This window comes from Salinibacterium sp. NSLL17 (assembly GCF_015864935.1).
Classification (GTDB): domain Bacteria; phylum Actinomycetota; class Actinomycetes; order Actinomycetales; family Microbacteriaceae; genus Rhodoglobus.
The window spans coordinates 526,828-544,035 of the sequence record NZ_JADYWH010000001.1; the positions used below are offsets into that span (position 1 = coordinate 526,828).

General features: G+C 61.1%; 21 protein-coding genes and 2 pseudogenes. 10 read left to right on the forward strand and 13 right to left on the reverse strand.

The window, feature by feature from the left end; all coding sequences use genetic code 11:
• Nucleotides 1-76: 76 nt before the first annotated feature.
• Complete coding sequence (locus I6E51_RS02520) at nt 77-1,048, forward strand: GlxA family transcriptional regulator (RefSeq protein WP_197109345.1); 972 nt, start codon at nt 77-79, stop codon at nt 1,046-1,048.
• Nucleotides 1,049-1,244: 196 nt separating this feature from the next.
• Nucleotides 1,245-2,897, forward strand: coding sequence for a molybdopterin-dependent oxidoreductase (locus tag I6E51_RS02525; RefSeq protein WP_197109346.1), 1,653 nt, complete (start codon nt 1,245-1,247; stop codon nt 2,895-2,897).
• A 58-nt stretch (nt 2,898-2,955) separates the two neighbouring features.
• Here the strand turns inward: I6E51_RS02525 and I6E51_RS02530 are convergent, their stop codons facing one another.
• Nucleotides 2,956-3,324, reverse strand: a complete 369-nt coding sequence (locus I6E51_RS02530; protein ID WP_197109347.1) for a VOC family protein — start codon at nt 3,322-3,324, stop codon at nt 2,956-2,958.
• Between the two features lie 62 nt (nt 3,325-3,386).
• Between I6E51_RS02530 and I6E51_RS02535 the strand changes: the two are divergent.
• The 3 genes and pseudogenes from I6E51_RS02535 to I6E51_RS02545 all read left to right on the forward strand — a co-directional run.
• Nucleotides 3,387-3,779, forward strand: a pseudogene (locus I6E51_RS02535) (MarR family winged helix-turn-helix transcriptional regulator); the annotation flags it as partial.
• Between the two features lie 152 nt (nt 3,780-3,931).
• Complete coding sequence (locus I6E51_RS02540) at nt 3,932-4,513, forward strand: DUF4166 domain-containing protein (RefSeq protein ID WP_197109349.1); 582 nt, start codon at nt 3,932-3,934, stop codon at nt 4,511-4,513.
• Between the two features lie 65 nt (nt 4,514-4,578).
• Nucleotides 4,579-4,905 carry a hypothetical protein gene (locus I6E51_RS02545; protein WP_197109350.1) on the forward strand — a complete coding sequence of 109 codons (327 nt, stop codon included), beginning with the start codon at nt 4,579-4,581 and terminating at the stop codon, nt 4,903-4,905.
• A 27-nt stretch (nt 4,906-4,932) separates the two neighbouring features.
• Here I6E51_RS02545 and I6E51_RS14145 read toward each other — a convergent pair whose 3' ends face one another.
• The 7 genes and pseudogenes from I6E51_RS14145 to I6E51_RS14360 all read right to left on the reverse strand — a co-directional run bounded on the left by I6E51_RS14145 (nt 4,933) and on the right by I6E51_RS14360 (nt 9,908).
• Nucleotides 4,933-5,238, reverse strand: a complete 306-nt coding sequence (locus tag I6E51_RS14145) for a hypothetical protein (protein WP_231599632.1) — start codon at nt 5,236-5,238, stop codon at nt 4,933-4,935.
• 5 nt (nt 5,239-5,243) lie between these two features.
• Nucleotides 5,244-5,669 (reverse strand): annotated as a pseudogene (locus tag I6E51_RS14625) (Abi family protein); the annotation flags it as partial.
• 92 nt (nt 5,670-5,761) lie between these two features.
• Nucleotides 5,762-6,022 (reverse strand): DUF3892 domain-containing protein, encoded by a 261-nt coding sequence (locus I6E51_RS02555; protein WP_197109352.1) that lies wholly within the window; start codon nt 6,020-6,022, stop codon nt 5,762-5,764.
• 568 nt (nt 6,023-6,590) lie between these two features.
• Nucleotides 6,591-7,358 (reverse strand): hypothetical protein, encoded by a 768-nt coding sequence (locus tag I6E51_RS02560; protein ID WP_197109353.1) that lies wholly within the window; start codon nt 7,356-7,358, stop codon nt 6,591-6,593.
• A gap of 519 nt (nt 7,359-7,877) precedes the next feature.
• Nucleotides 7,878-8,522, reverse strand: coding sequence for a DNA-binding response regulator (locus I6E51_RS02565; protein ID WP_197109354.1), 645 nt, complete (start codon nt 8,520-8,522; stop codon nt 7,878-7,880).
• The gene (locus tag I6E51_RS02570; protein ID WP_197109355.1) at nt 8,519-9,751 is read right to left on the reverse strand and encodes a sensor histidine kinase; all 1,233 of its coding nucleotides are present in this window, start codon (nt 9,749-9,751) and stop codon (nt 8,519-8,521) included. The genes I6E51_RS02565 and I6E51_RS02570 overlap by 4 nt, the downstream gene beginning before the upstream one ends.
• A gap of 28 nt (nt 9,752-9,779) precedes the next feature.
• Nucleotides 9,780-9,908, reverse strand: coding sequence for a hypothetical protein (locus I6E51_RS14360; RefSeq protein WP_255528578.1), 129 nt, complete (start codon nt 9,906-9,908; stop codon nt 9,780-9,782).
• Nucleotides 9,909-9,928: 20 nt separating this feature from the next.
• Between I6E51_RS14360 and I6E51_RS02575 the strand changes: the two genes are divergently transcribed.
• Both I6E51_RS02575 and I6E51_RS02580 read left to right on the forward strand, forming a co-directional pair.
• Nucleotides 9,929-10,402, forward strand: a complete 474-nt coding sequence (locus tag I6E51_RS02575; RefSeq protein WP_197109356.1) for a hypothetical protein — start codon at nt 9,929-9,931, stop codon at nt 10,400-10,402.
• A gap of 76 nt (nt 10,403-10,478) precedes the next feature.
• Nucleotides 10,479-10,961, forward strand: a complete 483-nt coding sequence (locus tag I6E51_RS02580) for a GNAT family N-acetyltransferase (protein ID WP_197109357.1) — start codon at nt 10,479-10,481, stop codon at nt 10,959-10,961.
• A gap of 129 nt (nt 10,962-11,090) precedes the next feature.
• Here the strand turns inward: I6E51_RS02580 and I6E51_RS02585 are convergent, their stop codons facing one another.
• Entirely contained in the window at nt 11,091-11,747 is a 657-nt protein-coding gene (locus I6E51_RS02585; RefSeq protein WP_197109358.1) for an NYN domain-containing protein, read from the reverse strand.
• Nucleotides 11,748-11,841: 94 nt separating this feature from the next.
• Nucleotides 11,842-12,234: a hypothetical protein gene (locus tag I6E51_RS02590; protein WP_197109359.1), complete on the reverse strand. Its 393-nt coding sequence runs from the start codon at nt 12,232-12,234 to the stop codon at nt 11,842-11,844.
• Nucleotides 12,235-12,299: 65 nt separating this feature from the next.
• Between I6E51_RS02590 and I6E51_RS02595 the strand changes: the two genes are divergently transcribed.
• Nucleotides 12,300-12,710 carry a RidA family protein gene (locus tag I6E51_RS02595; RefSeq protein WP_197109360.1) on the forward strand — a complete coding sequence of 137 codons (411 nt, stop codon included), beginning with the start codon at nt 12,300-12,302 and terminating at the stop codon, nt 12,708-12,710.
• 26 nt (nt 12,711-12,736) lie between these two features.
• On the opposite strand, the gene I6E51_RS02600 is transcribed toward I6E51_RS02595, so the two are convergent.
• On the reverse strand, nt 12,737-13,645 hold the full coding sequence (locus I6E51_RS02600) for a phosphoribosylaminoimidazolesuccinocarboxamide synthase (protein WP_231599633.1): 909 nt from the start codon (nt 13,643-13,645) through the stop codon (nt 12,737-12,739).
• A complete protein-coding gene (gene purD, locus I6E51_RS02605; protein ID WP_197106632.1) occupies nt 13,642-14,892 on the reverse strand; it encodes a phosphoribosylamine--glycine ligase in 1,251 nt (416 codons plus the stop codon). Before purD ends, I6E51_RS02600 begins: the two co-directional genes overlap by 4 nt.
• A gap of 47 nt (nt 14,893-14,939) precedes the next feature.
• On the opposite strand from purD, the gene I6E51_RS02610 reads away from it, so the two are divergent.
• Both I6E51_RS02610 and I6E51_RS02615 read left to right on the forward strand, forming a co-directional pair.
• Nucleotides 14,940-15,311, forward strand: a complete 372-nt coding sequence (locus I6E51_RS02610) for a sterol carrier family protein (RefSeq protein ID WP_197106631.1) — start codon at nt 14,940-14,942, stop codon at nt 15,309-15,311.
• The gene (locus tag I6E51_RS02615; protein ID WP_197106630.1) at nt 15,308-15,670 is read left to right on the forward strand and encodes a hypothetical protein; all 363 of its coding nucleotides are present in this window, start codon (nt 15,308-15,310) and stop codon (nt 15,668-15,670) included. The genes I6E51_RS02610 and I6E51_RS02615 overlap by 4 nt, the downstream gene beginning before the upstream one ends.
• Before the next feature lie 46 nt (nt 15,671-15,716).
• On the opposite strand, the gene purF is transcribed toward I6E51_RS02615, so the two are convergent.
• Nucleotides 15,717-17,174, reverse strand: coding sequence for an amidophosphoribosyltransferase (gene purF, locus I6E51_RS02620; RefSeq protein ID WP_197109361.1), 1,458 nt, complete (start codon nt 17,172-17,174; stop codon nt 15,717-15,719).
• Nucleotides 17,175-17,208 lie beyond the last annotated feature (34 nt).

Consider the following 17,208-nt stretch of genomic DNA (forward strand, 5'->3'; position numbering starts at 1 on the left):
GTGGCAGCCATGCCATCTATCTAACGAATACTGCCAACTTCGCATGCGGCGTATTCAGCGAAGAGTTGAGGTTCTCATGGAACGAGTAGCGGTCATCGTGCACGACGGGTTCACTCCGTTTGAGTTCGGGCTCGCCTGCGAAGCGTTCGGTCTCGATCGCACCGATGAGGGCATCCAGTCGTTCGATTTTCGGGTGCTCGCCGCAGACCCGGGCGCGATCCGCAGCAGCATCGGTTACACGATGAACGTCGACAACGACCTGTCGTTCGCTGATGAGGCAGACGTGATTGTGCTCACCCCGATTCCTCGTGCCATGTGGGGAACCGTGGATGCGCGGGTCTCCGCAGCGCTCGAACGGGCGGTCGCGCGCGGAGCCTGGGTGCTGGCCATCTGTAGCGGCTCGTTTACTTTGGCGGCATCCGGATTGCTGGATGGACGCCGTGCAACCACGCACTGGATGTACTCGCAAACCCTTGCCGAGATGTATCCCAAGATCGACGTCGACCCCGACGTTCTTTATGTGCAGGATGACCGCATCATCACGAGTGCCGGCACCGCCGCCGGCATCGACGCCTGCCTGCACCTCTTGCGGCAAGAACTCGGGGCTGAGGTGACGAATCGCATCGCGCGACGCATGGTGATTGCGCCGCAACGTGATGGCGGACAGGCGCAGTTCATCAGCAAGCCGCTGCCGGTCGTTCGGTCAGAGTCGTTCGCGGCCGTGACCGAGTGGATGTTGGAGAACCTGCGCGATGAACTTCCGGTGGATGAACTCGCGCGTCGAGCCCAAATGTCGCCGCGCACCTTCGCCCGTCGCTTCAAAACGGATCTCGGCACCACCCCCGCAGCCTGGCTCGCCCGCCAACGACTGCTGCACGCGCAACGGCTTCTCGAAGAGACCGAGCTCGATCTTGAGCAAGTGGCGGGAGAGAGCGGATTCGGCTCTGCCGCTGTGCTGCGCCAAAACTTTGCGCGCACGCTGGGAGTCACGCCCAGCGCCTATCGCAGCCACTTCAGTTGCGGAACGCACGAGCCTGTTTCGGCTTAGCGCAGCTGCTCTCCCCGATTCACCGCCAAATCTTACGGTTTTGACTCATCTCGAACCCTGCCGCCGTCTACACAGCAGCCGCGTCTAGGGTTAGTTGTGACTCCTGTTCCGGCGGTTCTGGAAGAGGATGTTCAAAGTCCAGCCCGGCGTCTAGACCCACGGTCTCTCGTCTTACTTAGGAAGAAGCGATTCGCCTGTGACCTCCACGACGAAGACTGCCCCGCCCACCGAACTGAGCGTGAAACGAATCCGCACCTGGTCGGCACTTCTTGGCGTGCTCAGTGCCGCCGTCGTGCTTGCTGTCGCCGAGTTCTTTGCTGTCTTCATCTCGCCCGCAAGCAGCCCCGTGCTTGCTGTCGGCTCCCTCGTCATCGACCTCGCACCGTCATGGTTGAAAGACCTCACTATTGCGCTGTTCGGAACCAACGACAAGATCGTGCTGTTGCTGTGTGTCGGGCTCCTGGTGCTGGTTCTCGCTGTGGCCATCGGTCTTGTTGAATATGCTCGGCCCAGCTGGGGCGTCATCCTGCTCGTCTTCGTTGGGGTGGTCGCGACGATCGCCGTCACGACGCGCGCCCAAGCGACCGCAAGCTGGCCGATGCCCACCGTTCTCGGCGTCGTCGCCGGCGTTCTCGTGTTGCGCCTCACCATGATTCGCTTGCGACGCTGGGTGAGTTCTGCCCCGGTCACGCCTGCTAAGACGCCCGCCGGTACCGCAGCGGCCGCGCGTGCCGCTAGCGCTCAACGTTCATCCGCCACTCCCAACCGTGTGCCGGCCGCTTCGCGCCGCGACTTCCTGCGCATCGTGGGGGTGGCATCCGTCGGTGCTGTTCTTGTCGGCGTTGGTGCGCGCGTCGTCAACGCCAGTGCCAGTGTCGTGGATGCCGTGCGCACGGCTCTCACGCTGCCGGCCGCGGCGTTCCCCGCTCCGGCAATCCCCGCCGGCGCGAGTCTCGATGTCGCAGGCATCTCGCCGATCATCACCCCCAACGCTGACTTCTATCGCATCGACACAGCGCTCGTCGTGCCCAACATCGATGCGGATGAGTGGAGCCTCAAGATCACCGGAATGGTCGAGAACGAGGTCGAAATCACGTTCGCCGAGCTGCTCGCCCTGCCCTTGGTCGAGACCGCCGCAACGCTGTCGTGCGTGTCGAATGTGGTGGGCGGCGACCTCGTCGACAACGCCATGTGGCTTGGCTACCCCATCCGTGAACTGCTCGCCCAAGCGAAGCCGCTCGCCGGGGCTGACATGGTGCTGTCGCGCAGCATCGACGGCTTTACCGCGAGCACCCCGATCGAGGCGTTGCAGGAAGAGTCTCGCGAGAGCATCCTTGCCGTCGGGATGAATGGAGAGCCGCTTCCGCGCGAACACGGCTTCCCGGTGCGCATGGTGGTTCCCGGACTCTACGGCTACGTCTCGGCAACCAAATGGGTTGTCGAGATGGAAGTCACCCGCTTCGCCGACGCCACGGCCTACTGGACCGATCGCGGATGGTCGGCAATCGGCCCCGTCAAGGTGCAGTCACGCATTGATGTTCCGTCCTCAGACGCATCGGTTGAGGCGGGCACTGTCGCCGTTGCTGGCGTCGCGTGGGCGCCTAACACCGGAATTGCCGGCGTCGAAGTGCGCGTCGATAGCGGCGACTGGGAAGCCGCAGAACTCGCCACCGCGATCTCCGCTGACACCTGGGTTCAGTGGGTTTATCAGTGGGAAGCCACGAGCGGCAACCACATCATCGAGGTGCGAGCAACGGATACCGAAGGCACAACGCAATCCGGTGACCCCGTGCCGGTCGTGCCCGACGGCGCCGAGGGCTGGCACCGAATCGGCGTGCAGGTCTCGTAGCTGACAAGTATCGAGGCTATCCAGCGCGGATCAGCGCTTATCAAGGCCTGCCCGCGCGCTACGCGCGATCGTGGAGCGTGATCTGGTAGCCGTCGAGGTCGGCGAACGTGAAGGTGCGCCCGAAGGGACCATCGACGGGAGCTGAGGTGATGATTATGCCATCGGCAGCGAGGGTGTCGTGGATAGCTTGGGCGTCGGGAGCGTGCATCCAAATGCCGACCCCGAGTCCGAGTTGTGTGACCGAGTCGAGGTCAACGCCGGGAGCTGCGGAGCGCACCGCGAATGCAGCCGGGGTCGTGCCGAAAACGATCGCGTGGGGTGGGCCTGGCTGGCGGGTCAAGCCGAGGTACTTTTCGTAGAAAGCGCCCGCGGCGTCGAAGTCGCGAACCTGCAGTGAGATGAAGCCGGGGCCGGATGCGCTGGTCATTATTTCTCCTCAATCGTCATGTCAATTAGTTGACATCCCACACTCTATGTCAGAATATTGACATGACGCAACGGCCGGCCGGAATCGATCTCGAAACCTCGCTGGGCTACCTTCTGAAGGAAGCCTCCAGCGCACTCCGGTCGTCGATGGAAGCCGTGCTGCGTCCGCTCGGGATGAACATCACGCACTACTCGTGCCTCGAACTGTTGGCCCAACGACCCGGCCTCTCGAACTCTGAGCTTGCCCGCGGAGCCTTCGTTACTCGCCAAGCCATGAACGTCTTGCTGCAATCCCTCGAGCGTGATGGTCTCATTACGCGGCCCGAGCAGCCCGTCGCTGGCCGCGTGCTCCCCGCCGAACTCACTGCGAGCGGGCGGCGCCAGTTGGCCTCCGCCAGCGCTGCGGTCAAAGACGTCGAGGACCGGATGAAGTCCACCCTCAGCGTGGGCGAGCAAGTGATGCTCGGCGATCTGCTGTCGCGGTGCGTGACGTCGCTGAGTGAGCCGAGTGCTGGGGTTGCCGGCGCCGCCGGTGGTGAGGAGCCCAGCCTGCCGGCGACCGAGCATCCGGCATCCACACGTCAGCAGGCGCAAGAGCAGGTGCAATCGTGACCGAGTCGGTCTACCGGCGAGTGCTCGGCGCCTCGCTCGATCTGCTGTCTCCCGAGCTTCGCCCCTACTTTGACGGTGGTGACCGCGTCGGCGTAGGCAGCGGGGTGTTCGACGTGGCGGGGTCACCGCTGCGCATCCTGAAACCGGTGCTGGCGTTTATGGCGTGGCAGCGCATCCTCTTTCCGGAGTACGCGCGCAACGTGCCCTTCGACGTCATCAATACCCCCACCGCGGATGGCGACCTCGGCGCTGTGCGCACCTTCCACTTCCCCGGTCGCGACCGCGCCTTGCAGGATGAGATGCGCGTCGTCGACGGCCGCCTGCACGACTTCTTGGGCAGGCGCGGCGGCTTCGAGGTGCGCCTGGAGCTCACGGTCACGGATGGCCGCATGCGGTTGCGCTCCGACCGCCAATGGCTGCATCTGGCTGGCCTCCGCCTCCGCATCCCCGCGCTCGCCACAGTCACCGTCGACGAGTCGTGGGCCGACGGACGACAGCACGTGGACGTTCGGCTCCACACTCCGCTACTCGGCGACTGGTTCCGCTACGTCGGGTACTTCGCTTACGGCTACAACTAGCTCCGCCGCAGGGTTCCCCTGACGACCCGTTTACAACGGCGCGCTTGAGGCGCACTATGGGACGCATGAACGCACAACGCGAGTTGCTCCGTATCGAAGTCGAAGACGTCGAAATCTCAAAACTGGCGAGATTGCTTACCTCGTACACAACAGGAGTGTTCAACCGAACGCTGCGCTTTGTCGGCAAGGTAGATGGCGACACTCGCTACGAAAGTGGAACCTTCTCGTCAAATCACATGTTCGATCCGATGAATCCGGATGAAGCGTACGCGCCGCGCATGGCCGAGCACCTTGCGAAGATCCGCCACGACATCGAAGCGGATGGCTGGGTCGAGACCGAACAGGGAGCCCGGTCGTGGGCGCTCACTTTCGCGCGGCCCGAAAGCGCTTAGCTTTAGCCGCGTTGTGCCTGGCGTAGCTTATTTCCAGAGGTGGAAGGTTTGCCAGTCTTCGGTCGTACCGAGAGCACCAAAGTTAAGTCCGCTGTCGAGCGGGAATGAGGATACGGCAGCAGGAAGCAATCGCTGATTGTGCCCCTGAGTTTGTGAGCCAAGGTGCTGGATAAGGGACAGCATCCCAAAGGTGCTGTGCTTCGAGACGGCGATCTCGTCGAGAGCAAGGTTCTCACCAGGTCTTGTGAGCTTCGGCGACATGGCGTAGCGGCGATTGAAAAACGCGAGTGATGAGCGCAAGCGTTTCTTACGGTGTTGAGGGCGCGAAGCCATGAGAAGAGCTGAGCCGCGCTGAGCGCGAAATGCGCTGCCACGGCCTCGCGTTCGCGAATGGGCATAAAGCTATAGAGGTACGAAAGTCCGCCCCAGTCGAGAACATCAACGGCAACCCATTCGGGAATCACATTCTCACGATTGTCGCGATGGTGGATCACAAAGTCCTCGCGCGAGTCTTCTACTTTTCTTGCCAGCTTTGCGGACCACAAGCCGTAGTCCTGCATCCTCGAGATCGATAGCAGCTCGGGCTTCACGTGGATGAGTGGATCCACCGCTCCCAACGAGTATCCGATGAGGGCTCTCAGATGGGTTTCCACTGTCTGTACTGAGGCAAAAGTAGCTGCTCGAAGTCGATTGTCGAATGACCAAAGAGCCTGAACGTATGCGAGTAGCCGCTTAGCGTGAGAGTAGGCCCATTCCGCGAGCATAGCGCGTAGTCGTCATCTCGTGGCAGGCAGCAGACGCCGTCCCCGCCTGGCCAGTGAAAACACAGCCCAGGCGGGGACAGCTTTCGCTGCCTCTAGCAGTCCGGCAACTCGTCAAGGTTGTTCCGCGCGGTCGCATCGCGATCCGTGCGAAGGTACTTTCCGCCTTGCCCCGGAACTACCCGAATGGGCGTGTGGCCCGATTCCCACGGCACGTAATAAGAATGCGTGCCGCGCTCAATATCAAAAATCACATCAGCACTAGAACGAGGAGACCAAACGGCTCCCTCGTCGCCGAGTGCAGTGATGTTTCCGTAGTTATCTTTACGGCTTTGGCGAACGGGACGAACTGACATTAGTAATGTCCTAACCGCAACGTAGCTCTGGAGAAAACAATTTTGTCTCCTCCAGTGTTTAGCGATACGCTCAAACAATTCCGTCTCAAGGAAACTGCTCAAGCCTCGTATAGCCACTGCCCTTCACCGGGTAGCTAGTTGCTATCCGGGGCTTGCTGCTTTTCTTCTGAAAGTATATCGACTTCTGCCGACAAAGAGGGCTTAGATGCCCCGCTGACGGACTTTCATAGCTGTTAGTAGTTGGTTTCCCGCTAGTGGCGCCGCGCAGCGCGAGGGGTGCCGTGTAGGGCCTCTACACCCGCTATTTTCCGCGTACTTACGGGGGAACTCGCAAGGATTCAACCCGTACGAGTTTACAAAATCCGAGCCGGTCCCCCTTAAGGGGGACATCGAGAAATACATTTGACTAATTATGAATGGGCGTGTTGCTCACACGGTTATCCCCCATTTATCGCCACTTATCCCCAAGTTATCCCCAGACACGGAGACCTCGGAATTCTCCGCACACAGCGATCCGACTGGGGAAAGCCTCAATCTGACTACAACTACAATTGCCCGCCGCTAGACGTCATCGCATGCGGCGGAGTTGTTCCAGTCCTCGCTCGATATCCGCTTTAGTTTGCTCGTTTGCGAGGTTGCGGGAGGTTGAAGCGGTCAGATTCTCCATGCCGACTTGGAGTTCCGTCTGCGCCAGCTGAGCTTCTGCAATCATGATCATGGCTTCGCTACGCTGCTCACCGAGACCCTCCAGCGCTTCCTCGGCTTTGAGTAGAAACCGCCGGAAAGCCTCGATCCGCACAGTCTCCGTCTCGTCAATTGCTTTGAGCTGCACTTCACATTCGTTCTTCTGGGCTGTTGCTTCCGCGATCATCGAATCGACAGACTCAAGAAGGCTGACGCTCCGCGCTTCAAGTGCTGCTGCGGCTGCGATCACTTTCCTCGCTGTTCGTTTTTTGAACCAAAAGAGCGAGCGAATCGTCGCCCAAGCACTGATCCCCACCACTGGTGTCGTTGCAATTGAATTGATGTGAATCAACGGATAACCGACCACCACCGCCATCACTATGGTCATAACGGTAGCCGCCGCGAGCACGTCTCCGGATGAGAAGGTGGGTGTGATTATGTAGTAGAAAGCACCGACTTCGAGCGCGATTAGCAAAACCCCGCCGGAAAGAATGACGGCGCCCTGCACGAACGCCCACCAACGGCGCTCGTAGGACCACGTAGACGCAATGCTTCGAGCCTCCAATATGTAGGCCAACGCAATGACCGGGACAATTGTCGCGAGGGGTACCCAAAAGTGACCGACTAGTCGCAAGGATTCTTCATGGTTCACAGTGAGCACTGTACTGGCTCCCCGCCAATTCAGCGCCAAACGTCGAGGCGAGCGTCTTTCGGTCGATAGCTCGTTCCGCACTGACCGCACCACCAAGCTCCGACAGTTTCAATCATGCGCTGAAGACAGCCCGCACAGTTCGGGGCAGCGGCAAACGCCAATTCGTCGCACTCCCACTCATGATGATTCGAGATCGAATTCATGTACTTATTGCGTTTTGCTCTGTAGTAGCCAGCCCGCTGGAGGAGTGCCAGAGCGGCAGCAGCATCTTCAACCGACATGCCGCGACGTTTAAGCACCGCTAACTGCTCGGCGTACGTCTTGTGCGGCTTTGGGTCCACGGGCTAAGACCTGTCTGGGCAAAGTAAAGACCGGCCCTGGACCCCCTGAGGGGCGGAACCGGTCGTGTTGTTGCTAATTTAGCAGATCCCAACGAGCGCAGCAGAGTTTTCCATATGGTTGAGCTGCGCCCTGAATTGGGTTTCCGCGCTACGGGCGAAGCAGGATTGAACGCCGTCGCTAAATCCACCCCTGCTGCCACGCCTTATCGGCGGCATCGTGCCGCGAGCGAGCGTCGAGCTTGGTCATCGCCGATGACAAGTAGTTGCGCACGGTTCCCGGCGCGAGGTGCAGAGCGTCAGCGATTTGCTGCACGCTCATCGTGGAGCGGCTGAACCGCAGCGCGTCGAGCTCGCGATCAGTAAGAGGGCAGCGGTCGGCGGTGAGAGCCGTCGCCGCGATTTCGGCATCGATGTAGCGTTTGCCGGCCACAACATCCCGAATCACGGCGGCCAAGTCTTCGGCGGGCGTCGACTTGGGCACAAAGCCGGAGACGCGGGCGGCGAGTGCCCGGCGCAGCACGCCTGGCCGCGCGTGGCGGGTCACGATAACGACCTTCGTTGCGACGGTGGCGAGGATGCGCGTGGCGGCCTCGATGCCATCGGCCTGCGGCATTTCGAGATCGAGCAGACACACATCCGGCTGCAGCTCGAGCGCTTGCTCCGTCGCCGCAACACCGTTGTCGACGCTCGCGACGACCTCGATATCGGCTTCCAGGTTGAGCAGCGCACTCAAGGCCCCGCGAATGAGGTGTTCGTCGTCAGCGATGAGAAGGCGGATGACGCGCGGCGCTTCGCCGGCTGCACTCACGCCAGCGTCGCTCACGCTGTCACTCTCGCTCGCGACGGAATTCGCACGCTCAGCTCGAAGCGATCTCCGGCGTCATCGACGGCGGTATCAAGTGTTCCGCCGAGGGTGGCGACGCGGCTTCGGAGTCCCACTAGCCCACTACCGAGAACTTCGCCCGCCGAGGCTGAGCTTCGCAGTTCGTTGTTGCTGATCACCAACGTGCTCTCGCTGTCGTTGCTGTCGAGCTGGATCGACACTTGGGTTGCTTCACTGTGTCGCAGGATATTCGTCGTGGCCTCGCGCACGGCGAGCCCCAATGCACGCCGCACCTCAGCGTCGGCGGGCATCGTGCCGACGGCCAGATCACACTGAGCACCAGCAGCCGCGAGAACTTCGCGCGCGTTCTCGAGTTCGTTGTCGAGCTCAACTTCGCGATACCCGGCCACGAGTGACCGGGTCTCTTCGAGGGCTTGTTTGGCGATCATCCGAGTTTCGTGAATGTGTTCGCGGGCTGCCTCGGGGTCGATGGCGAGCATCCGTTCGGCCAGCTCAGATTTGAGGGCGATCACTTGCAGGTGGTGTCCCTGAATGTCGTGCAGGTCAGAGGCGAATCGCAGGCGTTCTTCGGTGACAGCGAGTTCGGCCGCGCTCGAACGCAGACGGTCGAGGGTGACGACAATGTCCCACCACCACAGGGCAGAAAGCACCATAAGTGGCAGCAGGATGCCATAGAACAACACCAGCCAGGCGTCCCCAATCGCAGCAGGGCTGATGGGGTTGCCGAAGATCATGGTCGCGAGCACAGGGTGGGCGATGGACGCGGCAAGCCCGAGGGCCAGCAGTGTCCAGAGTTGGCGACGCGGAAAGAGGGGAGCAACCACGCACACGGCCATCCACAGCGGAACAGCGGAAAGAAAGCCCACCTCGGGCCTGAAAAGTCCGATCACCCAGACCGCAATGGCGGGGGCGAGAAGCGCGATGAGCCACGCAATGTTCGGGATGCCCTGCCCGCGCTCCGTGCGAAGGAACCAGCATCCGCGCACTTGGGCTGCCACCGCAACCACCGTCAGCGCGATGAGAAGGCCATCGAGAGGCGAGCCTGATGCCGCGAAGATGGCGAGCATATTTAGGATCACGACTGCGTTCAACACGATGTAGAAGAACACGATGGAGCCGAGGGTGTAGTTCCACGTGGCGCGCACTCCGCGCACGCCGCGAGCCTGTTCGCCGTCGCGGGGCGTCGCGGGCGTAGTGGATTCGAGCATGGCCTCCAGCGTAGAGCAGTGACATTTGTCACTGTCGCGGGTGCGAAAGTGCACTGGATGCCGTGACGCGGCGGCACTGTCCGGCGCGATCATCCGCGGCGAGGATTGATTCATCGCCGGCACCCCAGCCAGTGACATGCCAGACGATTCTCGTCATCCTCATCAGAAAGGCACACCATGTACGACGCTTTCACTTCCTTCACTTCAGGACTCCCCGAACTGCTGCAGTGGGTGGGTGTGATGTTGATCGCGGCGATTCCGTATGTGGAGTCGTACGGCGGTTCGGTGATCGGGATCGTCGCCGGCGTCAACCCCGTGGTCGTGATCATCGCTGCAATCGTGGGCAACGTGATATCGATGCTGATCTTCGTTTTCGCAGCCCACGGAGTTCGTTCCAAGGTGGCAGCGGGCCGCGAGCCCAAGCCCGAAACGCCCCGTCGCCAAAAGCTGCGCGAACGGTTCGATCGCTACGGAGTCGCGGGAGTCAGCCTGCTCGGCCAGACGCTCCTGCCCAGCCAGGTCACCTCGGCTGCGATGGTGTCATTCGGGGCTTCGCGCAACGCCGTCATCGTGTGGCAGATCATCTCGATCATCATCTGGGGCGTTCTGTTCGGTGTGCTCGCGACCTTCGGGATCACGGCTCTGCGCTGAGTGTTGGTGCGGTGAGCCGCTCGCTTTGCCTCTGTGCGTTGCGCGGGCGCTTCCAGCCCGCAACTACAATCGTCGGATGTCGACCCGTCTGCTGAAGGAATCCGACCGGCCAGTCCTGAGAGAAGCGACGCTCGCCAACATGAACTGGTGTGGGCAACGTTTCAGCTTCGCTGACCTCGACCAGACAGAAGAGCTCGCCCACTACTACTCCAACTTCCCCACAGGCAATGACTTCGGGATGCTGGATGAGACCGGCGGCGACATCCGTGCTGTCGCGTGGCTGGTTTTCTTCTCCGCCGAGCACCCCGGCTATGGCTTCGTCGAAGAAGCAATCCCGGAACTCAGCATCACCACGTTCGCGGGCTTTCGTGGCCAAGGCATCGGGTCCGAGCTTCTGCAGAAGCTCATCGCGGCCGCGGCTGTGCGCGGTCTGCCCGGCATCAGCCTGAGCGTTGAGGACGGCAACCGTGCGCGATCGTTGTATTCACGATTCGGATTTCAGGTTGTCGGCCGCTCTGGTGGCTCCGACACGATGCTGTTCCGGTTGCCGACTTCTTGAATGCACACCAATCAACAAAGGTGAAAAATTCAGCCAGATTCATCCAGCGTGGGCTATCATCGTCATATAACCACCCGGATGCTTCGGCTACCGGGCGCGGCCCTCGAGGAATCGGGGGCCTGCTTTATTTCACGGCCAAGTAGGCGGCTTCCGTATGGTCCGCCCATCGGCGTCGCTTATGGCTACTGGGAATTGCGATGAGGCGAGAGTGCCGCGGCGGATCTGTCGAATCGTTCGGAGCCCCACATTGGCGAATGCTTTGTTGTACTTTTCATTCGCTACGGATACGAGCGTCAGGTCTTTCCCTCGCGCGCTGAGCAATTGCAGCGGCGGAACTAGGTCCGAGTCATTTGTGATGAGAGCGTATGAGTCCGCTCGATTCTCTAGGGCATCGACGAGTAGATGAGAGGCGAGCGCCACATCGCTGCCTTTCTCTTCCGGACGGTTGACCCGCACCGTTTTTACTCGGCCGGTTTCATCCAATTCTTCGGGATGCAGAGGCAGGTACTGTTTCGCGAAATTAAACTTTCCCTCGATGATTTCGACGCGTGTCGTACGCAGGGCGCGCCAGTAAACTTGCTGCCGCTGTCCGACGCCGGGGTCGTTGGTCAGCGGCTTCAATGGGGCCGTAAAGAACTTCACAGCGACGACGTCGCGTCGTGGGAAGAGTCGCTCTGACAGAGACTCTAGGTCGAGCCACTTGTATTCAGGAAACGTGCGTTGGAGCATCCCCTTGTACAAAGAGAACCCGTCGATGTAAACCATCACGGTTTTGCGCGGATGCATTTATAGAGAGTAATGAACTGCGAATTTCAACTCTCCTAATATCCACAGCTGTCTGGCGATTCCGCAGTGAGCACGAAGCTGCGCGGCAAGCCGCTCAATCAGCTCGCCGCGCAAGAACTGCGCCGCCGATGAGCACCCCACCTCCTATCCACGTGAGCGCGATTCCGAATATCGCGGGGACGGTGCCTTGGTCAAGGAAGACAGTCGCGGACTCCTCGGAGGGTGGGTAGGGAGAGTATTCGCAGTTGAAGCCGAGCGGGAACAAGGAAAACGACGGGATAATTCGGTACTCGATCGACTCTCCCAATCCATCAGGTCGAGACGTGTGGTCCGTGCAAGCTCTCCATTGCCCCTCGTAATTGTTTGAAGCTAGATTCAGCAGGACGCCGCCCATCACCAGCATGCCCAAGACGATCAGCACAAAGCCTTCGATCAACGTCGCTCGCTTCATGATCCCCCGATCAGCGAATCGGAACACCCGACTCATAGCTGAAGATTACTTCCTGAATCGAGGGCGCTGGCTTTTCGTGCATCTCCGAATACGATGAGGCCATGTCTCAGCCGGTCTCCCTCATTCGCTCAGCTGATCTTTCCGATACGGCCGAGTACGCCTATGCAGCAACAGCCCCTGTTGGCGCACGTCTCATTTTCCTCGCGGGAGCGTGCCCGTTGAACCTCGACGGAACTACTGCGGGAGTGGGAGATTACGCCGCGCAGGCAAGCAAAGCGATTGAGAATCTACTGATCGCTCTGCGGGCGGCGGGGGCTGAACTCAACAACGTCTTGAGCACCCGAATTCTCGTGGTTTCAGCCAGTCAAAGCGATCTTGTTGAAGCCTGGAATGTCATTCGCGAGGCGTTCGGCGATCACGATGCGCCGAGCACGCTCATGGGGGTGACTGCGCTTGGCTACACCGACCAGCTCGTTGAGATTGAAGCGGTTGCCGCCGTTATCGACAAGTAGCAACAGCGCTTCGGCACGTATGCGATCTACTTTGTAAGCCGCTCAATCAGCTCGCGATACCGCGCCGCGGTCTGCTCCACGATGTCGGCGGGAAGCTCGGGCGGAACGCCCTGCTTGTCCCAGTTGGCAGAGAGCCAGTTGCGCACGATTTGCTTGTCGAAGCTAGCTAGACGACCAGGGCCACCGGCGGCATAAAGTTCAGCATCCCAGTAGCGGCTCGAGTCGCTCGTCAGCACTTCGTCGGCCAGCACAAGAGCACCGGTCTCCGGGTCGGCACCGAACTCGAACTTGGTATCCGCGAGAATCACGCCACGAGTTTCCGCGATGGCTGAGGCTCGGGCGAAGATGTCGAGCGAAGCATCCCGAAGCGCGGTCGCAACCTCAGAACCCACGAGTTCGACGGTGCGCTCAAAACTGATGTTTTCGTCGTGCTCGCCCATCGGCGCTTTCCACGCCGGGGTGTAAATCGGTTCGGGCAGGCGGTCGCCATCGCTCAAACCAGCAGGCAGCGCAATGCCGCACACGCTCTGCGACTCCTGATATTCGAGCCAGCCACTGCCCGACAGGTAGCCGCGAACGACACACTCCACCGGATACATCTCCAGGCGCTTCACGATCATCGAACGGTCAGCAAGCTCAGCCGGCGCGTCAACACCAGCGGCATCCGCCAAATGGTTCGGCATGTCAGCCAGCTGCGCGAACCACCACTTGCTCAGTTGCGTCAGCAGCGCGCCCTTGCTCGGGATGCCCGGCTCCAGCACGTGGTCGAACGCACTCACGCGATCACTGGCAACCATGAGCACAAGCTGTGGCTCGTCGGCGCGCACATAGAGGTCGCGGACCTTGCCGGAATACGTCAGCGTCCACACGCCAGCAGCAGCATCCGCCCCGGCAATAGCATCCGCACCAGCAGCGTCGTTCACAACGTCGCTCATTTCGCGACGCGCAAAGCGATATCGCTGCGGAAGTGTGAGCCCTCAAGGTGAATGTGCCCGAGCGCTTCATAGGCACGTTCGCGGGCGACGGCGAAGGTCTCGCCGGTCGCGACAACGCTGAGCACGCGTCCGCCGGTGGCGACAAACTCGTCACCCTTTTTGGCGGTGGCCGCGTGGGCGATGGTGATTCCGGGAACGGCGAGGGCGGCATCCAGTCCGGTAATCGGGCGACCGATCTTGGGGTTCTCGGGGTAGCCCTCGCTCGCGAGAACAACCGTCACGGCAACGTCGTCGCTGAAGATGGGCGCTGCGTGGTCGGCAAGGCCGCCAGTTGCTGCGGCGTAGAGCAGCGAGCTGAGCGGGGTGACCAAGCGGGGGAGCACAACTTGCGTCTCGGGGTCACCGAAGCGAGCGTTGAATTCGATGACGCGGATGCCGTCCCGAGTGACAATGAGGCCGCAGTAGAGCAGTCCGATAAATGGTGTCTGTTCTTCGGCGAGCTGGCGGATCGTGGGCAGCGCGATGGTGTTGATCACTTCGTCAACGAATCCGTCGGGGAGCCAGTTGAGCGGCGAGTACGCACCCATGCCGCCCGTGTTGGGTCCGTCATCGCCGTCGTAGGCGCGTTTGTAGTCCTGCGCCGGCGAGAGCGGAACAACGTTGTGGCCATCGCTCAGCAGGAAGAGGGAAACTTCTTCGCCGGCGAGGTATTCCTCGACGAGCACGCTGCCGTAGGTGAGCCAGTGCTTGGCGTGATCGACGGCGGCGTTGCGGTCGCCCGTGACAAGAACGCCCTTGCCAGCTGCGAGGCCGTCGGCCTTCACTACGTAAGGGGCGCCGAACTCGTCGAGAGCCGCAGTGGCTTCTTCGAGAGAGCCGGCGCGGTGGGCGCGACCGGTGGGCACGTTGGCGGCATCCATGATGCGCTTGGCGAAAGTTTTGCTGCCCTCAAGAGCAGCGGCAGCCTTGCCGGGGCCGAACACGGCGATGCCGCGGCGGCGAAGAGCATCAGCGACGCCCTCAACCAGGGGAGCCTCGGGCCCGATGATGACCAGTTCGATGTCATTATCGAGGGCGTATTCGGTAACGACGCTTCCCCGAGTGGGGTCAAGCGCGACCGTCTCCACGACCGATGCAATACCGGCATTGCCGGGCGCAGCCGTGATTTCGTGCGTCTCCTCCTCACTGAGAAGTGACGTCACAATGGCGTGCTCGCGGGCACCGGATCCAAGAACAAGAATTCGCACAAGCACAGCCTAACCAAGCCCACAGCCACAGTTGTTAGCGTTAAGCTATGGCACAGCTGAAAATAGCCCCCATTGCTGGTGAAGCGAGCATCCGGATGGTGCGCGACGGTAGAGCAGACCGCGACGCCACCGCAACCGCAGTGCGCTACCTCTTGCAGGTGCTCGCGAAGAATGCCGAAGGCAACTCGGTTGAAGTGCGAGTGCCGCCGTTCGGAGCCGTTCAAGCCATCGAAGGCCCCAACCACACGCGCGGCACCCCGCCCAATGTTGTTGAGATGGATGCCGCGACCTGGATTGCCCTTGCCACGGGAACACGAGAGTGGGCCGAAGCCCTCGACTCCGGCGACATCAGTGCCTCAGGGTCGCGTGCCGACCTCAGCGAATACCTCCCAGTTGTGTGGGAGAGAATAGTGCCGTGAGTATTACGCCAGAACACGAGCCCGCGGCATCCGCCCCGCAGCAGCCTGCGATGAAGACCACGGTCGAATCAACGGGCGTGAGCATTCGCCGTGCGCCTAAGTACGGCGCGTTCATGATCGTCGGTGGTGGGCTCGGTGCCGCCGCCACGTTCATTCTCACGATGTCGTTCCCCGCTGACCCTTCGGTCGGATTCGGGGCTCTCTTTGGCTACTTCAGCCTCTTTGGAATTCCTGCCGGTGTTGCCGTCGGAGCTCTCGTTGCGCTGATCGCCGACCGTTCCTCGCGCCGTCGTGCCAAGATCGGCACGGCCGAGCACGAGATCTCAGAACCAGAAGCGTACGAGGGCACGCTCGAGTAACAACGAGCTGCACCCCGCGGAAGTTCACCCCGAGAAACGCGCCGCGCTAGCTCAGTTGCGTGAGCTCAAGCCAGTCGAGGTATTCGGGCGTGATGTTGCCCGAAACGTATTCGCCCGTGAAGCAGCTCATTTCGAGAGCTGACACGTCGGATCCTTCAGTGATCGCAGCCTGCATGTCGGCGACCTCTTGGTAGATGAGAGCGTCAGCGCCCATCTCTAGAGCGATCTCGGGAATCTTGCGCCCGTGGGCAACGAGTTCAGCGCGCGTCGGCATGTTGATGCCGTACACGTGTGGGTAGCGCACGGGAGGTGCAGCGGAGGTGAAGGTGACCTTGTTGGCGCCGGCTTCACGAGCCATCTGCACGATCTCTTTCGAGGTGGTGCCACGCACGATGGAGTCATCCACGATCAGGATGTTCTTGCCCTTGAACTCGGTGCCCATGGCGTTCAGCTTCTGCTTCACGCTCTTCTTGCGCTCGGCCTGGCCGGGCATGATGAAGGTGCGGCCAACGTAGCGGTTCTTGTAGAAACCTTCGCGGTATTCGACGCCAAGCTTCTGGGCGACCTGCATTGCGGCGGGGCGCGAGGAGTCGGGAATGGGCATCACAACGTCGATGTCGCCCATGGGGGTGAACTTCGAGATGGTGTCGGCCAGTTTGTCGCCCAAGCGCAGACGAGCTTCATAAACGGAGATGCCGTTCATGATCGAGTCCGGTCGGGCCAGGTATACGTATTCGAACGAGCACGGAATCAGCACTGGTGCTTTGGCGCACTGCTTGGAGAACATTTCGCCGTCGGGCGTGATGAAGATCGCTTCGCCGGGGGCAACATCCCGCACCAGTTCGTATCCGGCGCTTTCCAGCACGAGAGATTCGGATGCCACGATCCACTCGTAGCCGACGAGACCGGTTTGGCGGCGGCCCAACACCAGCGGGCGGATGCCGAAGGGGTCGCGGAACGCGAGCAGACCGTGCCCGGCGATCAGTGCGATCGCGGCGTAGGAGCCCTCAACGCGGTCGTGCACGCGCTCGATGGCAGTGAAAACTTGCTCGGGGTCGAGGTCGAGCCCCGACACTTGCTCTTGAAGTTCGTTGGCCAACACGTTGACGAGCAGTTCAGTGTCGCTCGTGGTGTTGAGGTGGCGACGGTCGATGCGGAACAGCTCATCAGTGAGCTGCTGCGTGTTCGTCAAGTTGCCGTTGTGAACAAGGATGATGCCGTAGGGCGCGTTCACATAGAACGGCTGGGCTTCATTTTCATTGAAAGCGTTGCCTTTGGTGGCGTAGCGCACGTGGCCGAGGCCGGAGGTGCCGACAAGGTTGCGCATGTCGCGAGTGCGGTATGCCTCACGCACTTGCCCGTTGGCCTTCTGCAAGTGCAGAGTGCTGCCGTCGGCGGTGGCAATTCCTGTGGAGTCTTGACCGCGGTGCTGCAGGAGCAGCAGGGCGTCATAAACCTGCTGGTTGACGGGCTGAGAAGAGACGATACCGACAATGCCGCACATGCTTTCGCGTGGCTCCCTGAGGTCGTAGAGCGCG

What these genes read in the sequence shown, in the direction of transcription:
- I6E51_RS02520 (WP_197109345.1), top strand. Translation starts at nt 77, where the DNA reads ATGGAACGAGTAGCGGTCATCGTGCACGACGGGTTCACTCCGTTTGAG.
- I6E51_RS02530 (WP_197109347.1), bottom strand. Translation starts at nt 3,324, where the DNA reads ATGACCAGCGCATCCGGCCCCGGCTTCATCTCACTGCAGGTTCGCGAC.
- I6E51_RS02545 (WP_197109350.1), top strand. Translation starts at nt 4,579, where the DNA reads ATGAACGCACAACGCGAGTTGCTCCGTATCGAAGTCGAAGACGTCGAA.
- I6E51_RS14145 (WP_231599632.1), bottom strand. Translation starts at nt 5,238, where the DNA reads ATGGCTTCGCGCCCTCAACACCGTAAGAAACGCTTGCGCTCATCACTC.
- I6E51_RS02555 (WP_197109352.1), bottom strand. Translation starts at nt 6,022, where the DNA reads ATGTCAGTTCGTCCCGTTCGCCAAAGCCGTAAAGATAACTACGGAAAC.
- I6E51_RS02570 (WP_197109355.1), bottom strand. Translation starts at nt 9,751, where the DNA reads ATGCTCGAATCCACTACGCCCGCGACGCCCCGCGACGGCGAACAGGCT.
- I6E51_RS14360 (WP_255528578.1), bottom strand. Translation starts at nt 9,908, where the DNA reads ATGACGAGAATCGTCTGGCATGTCACTGGCTGGGGTGCCGGCGATGAA.
- I6E51_RS02575 (WP_197109356.1), top strand. Translation starts at nt 9,929, where the DNA reads ATGTACGACGCTTTCACTTCCTTCACTTCAGGACTCCCCGAACTGCTG.
- I6E51_RS02580 (WP_197109357.1), top strand. Translation starts at nt 10,479, where the DNA reads ATGTCGACCCGTCTGCTGAAGGAATCCGACCGGCCAGTCCTGAGAGAA.
- I6E51_RS02585 (WP_197109358.1), bottom strand. Translation starts at nt 11,747, where the DNA reads ATGCATCCGCGCAAAACCGTGATGGTTTACATCGACGGGTTCTCTTTG.
- I6E51_RS02590 (WP_197109359.1), bottom strand. Translation starts at nt 12,234, where the DNA reads ATGAGTCGGGTGTTCCGATTCGCTGATCGGGGGATCATGAAGCGAGCG.
- I6E51_RS02595 (WP_197109360.1), top strand. Translation starts at nt 12,300, where the DNA reads ATGTCTCAGCCGGTCTCCCTCATTCGCTCAGCTGATCTTTCCGATACG.
- I6E51_RS02600 (WP_231599633.1), bottom strand. Translation starts at nt 13,645, where the DNA reads ATGAGCGACGTTGTGAACGACGCTGCTGGTGCGGATGCTATTGCCGGG.
- I6E51_RS02610 (WP_197106631.1), top strand. Translation starts at nt 14,940, where the DNA reads ATGGCACAGCTGAAAATAGCCCCCATTGCTGGTGAAGCGAGCATCCGG.
- purF (WP_197109361.1), bottom strand. Translation starts at nt 17,174, where the DNA reads ATGTGCGGCATTGTCGGTATCGTCTCTTCTCAGCCCGTCAACCAGCAG.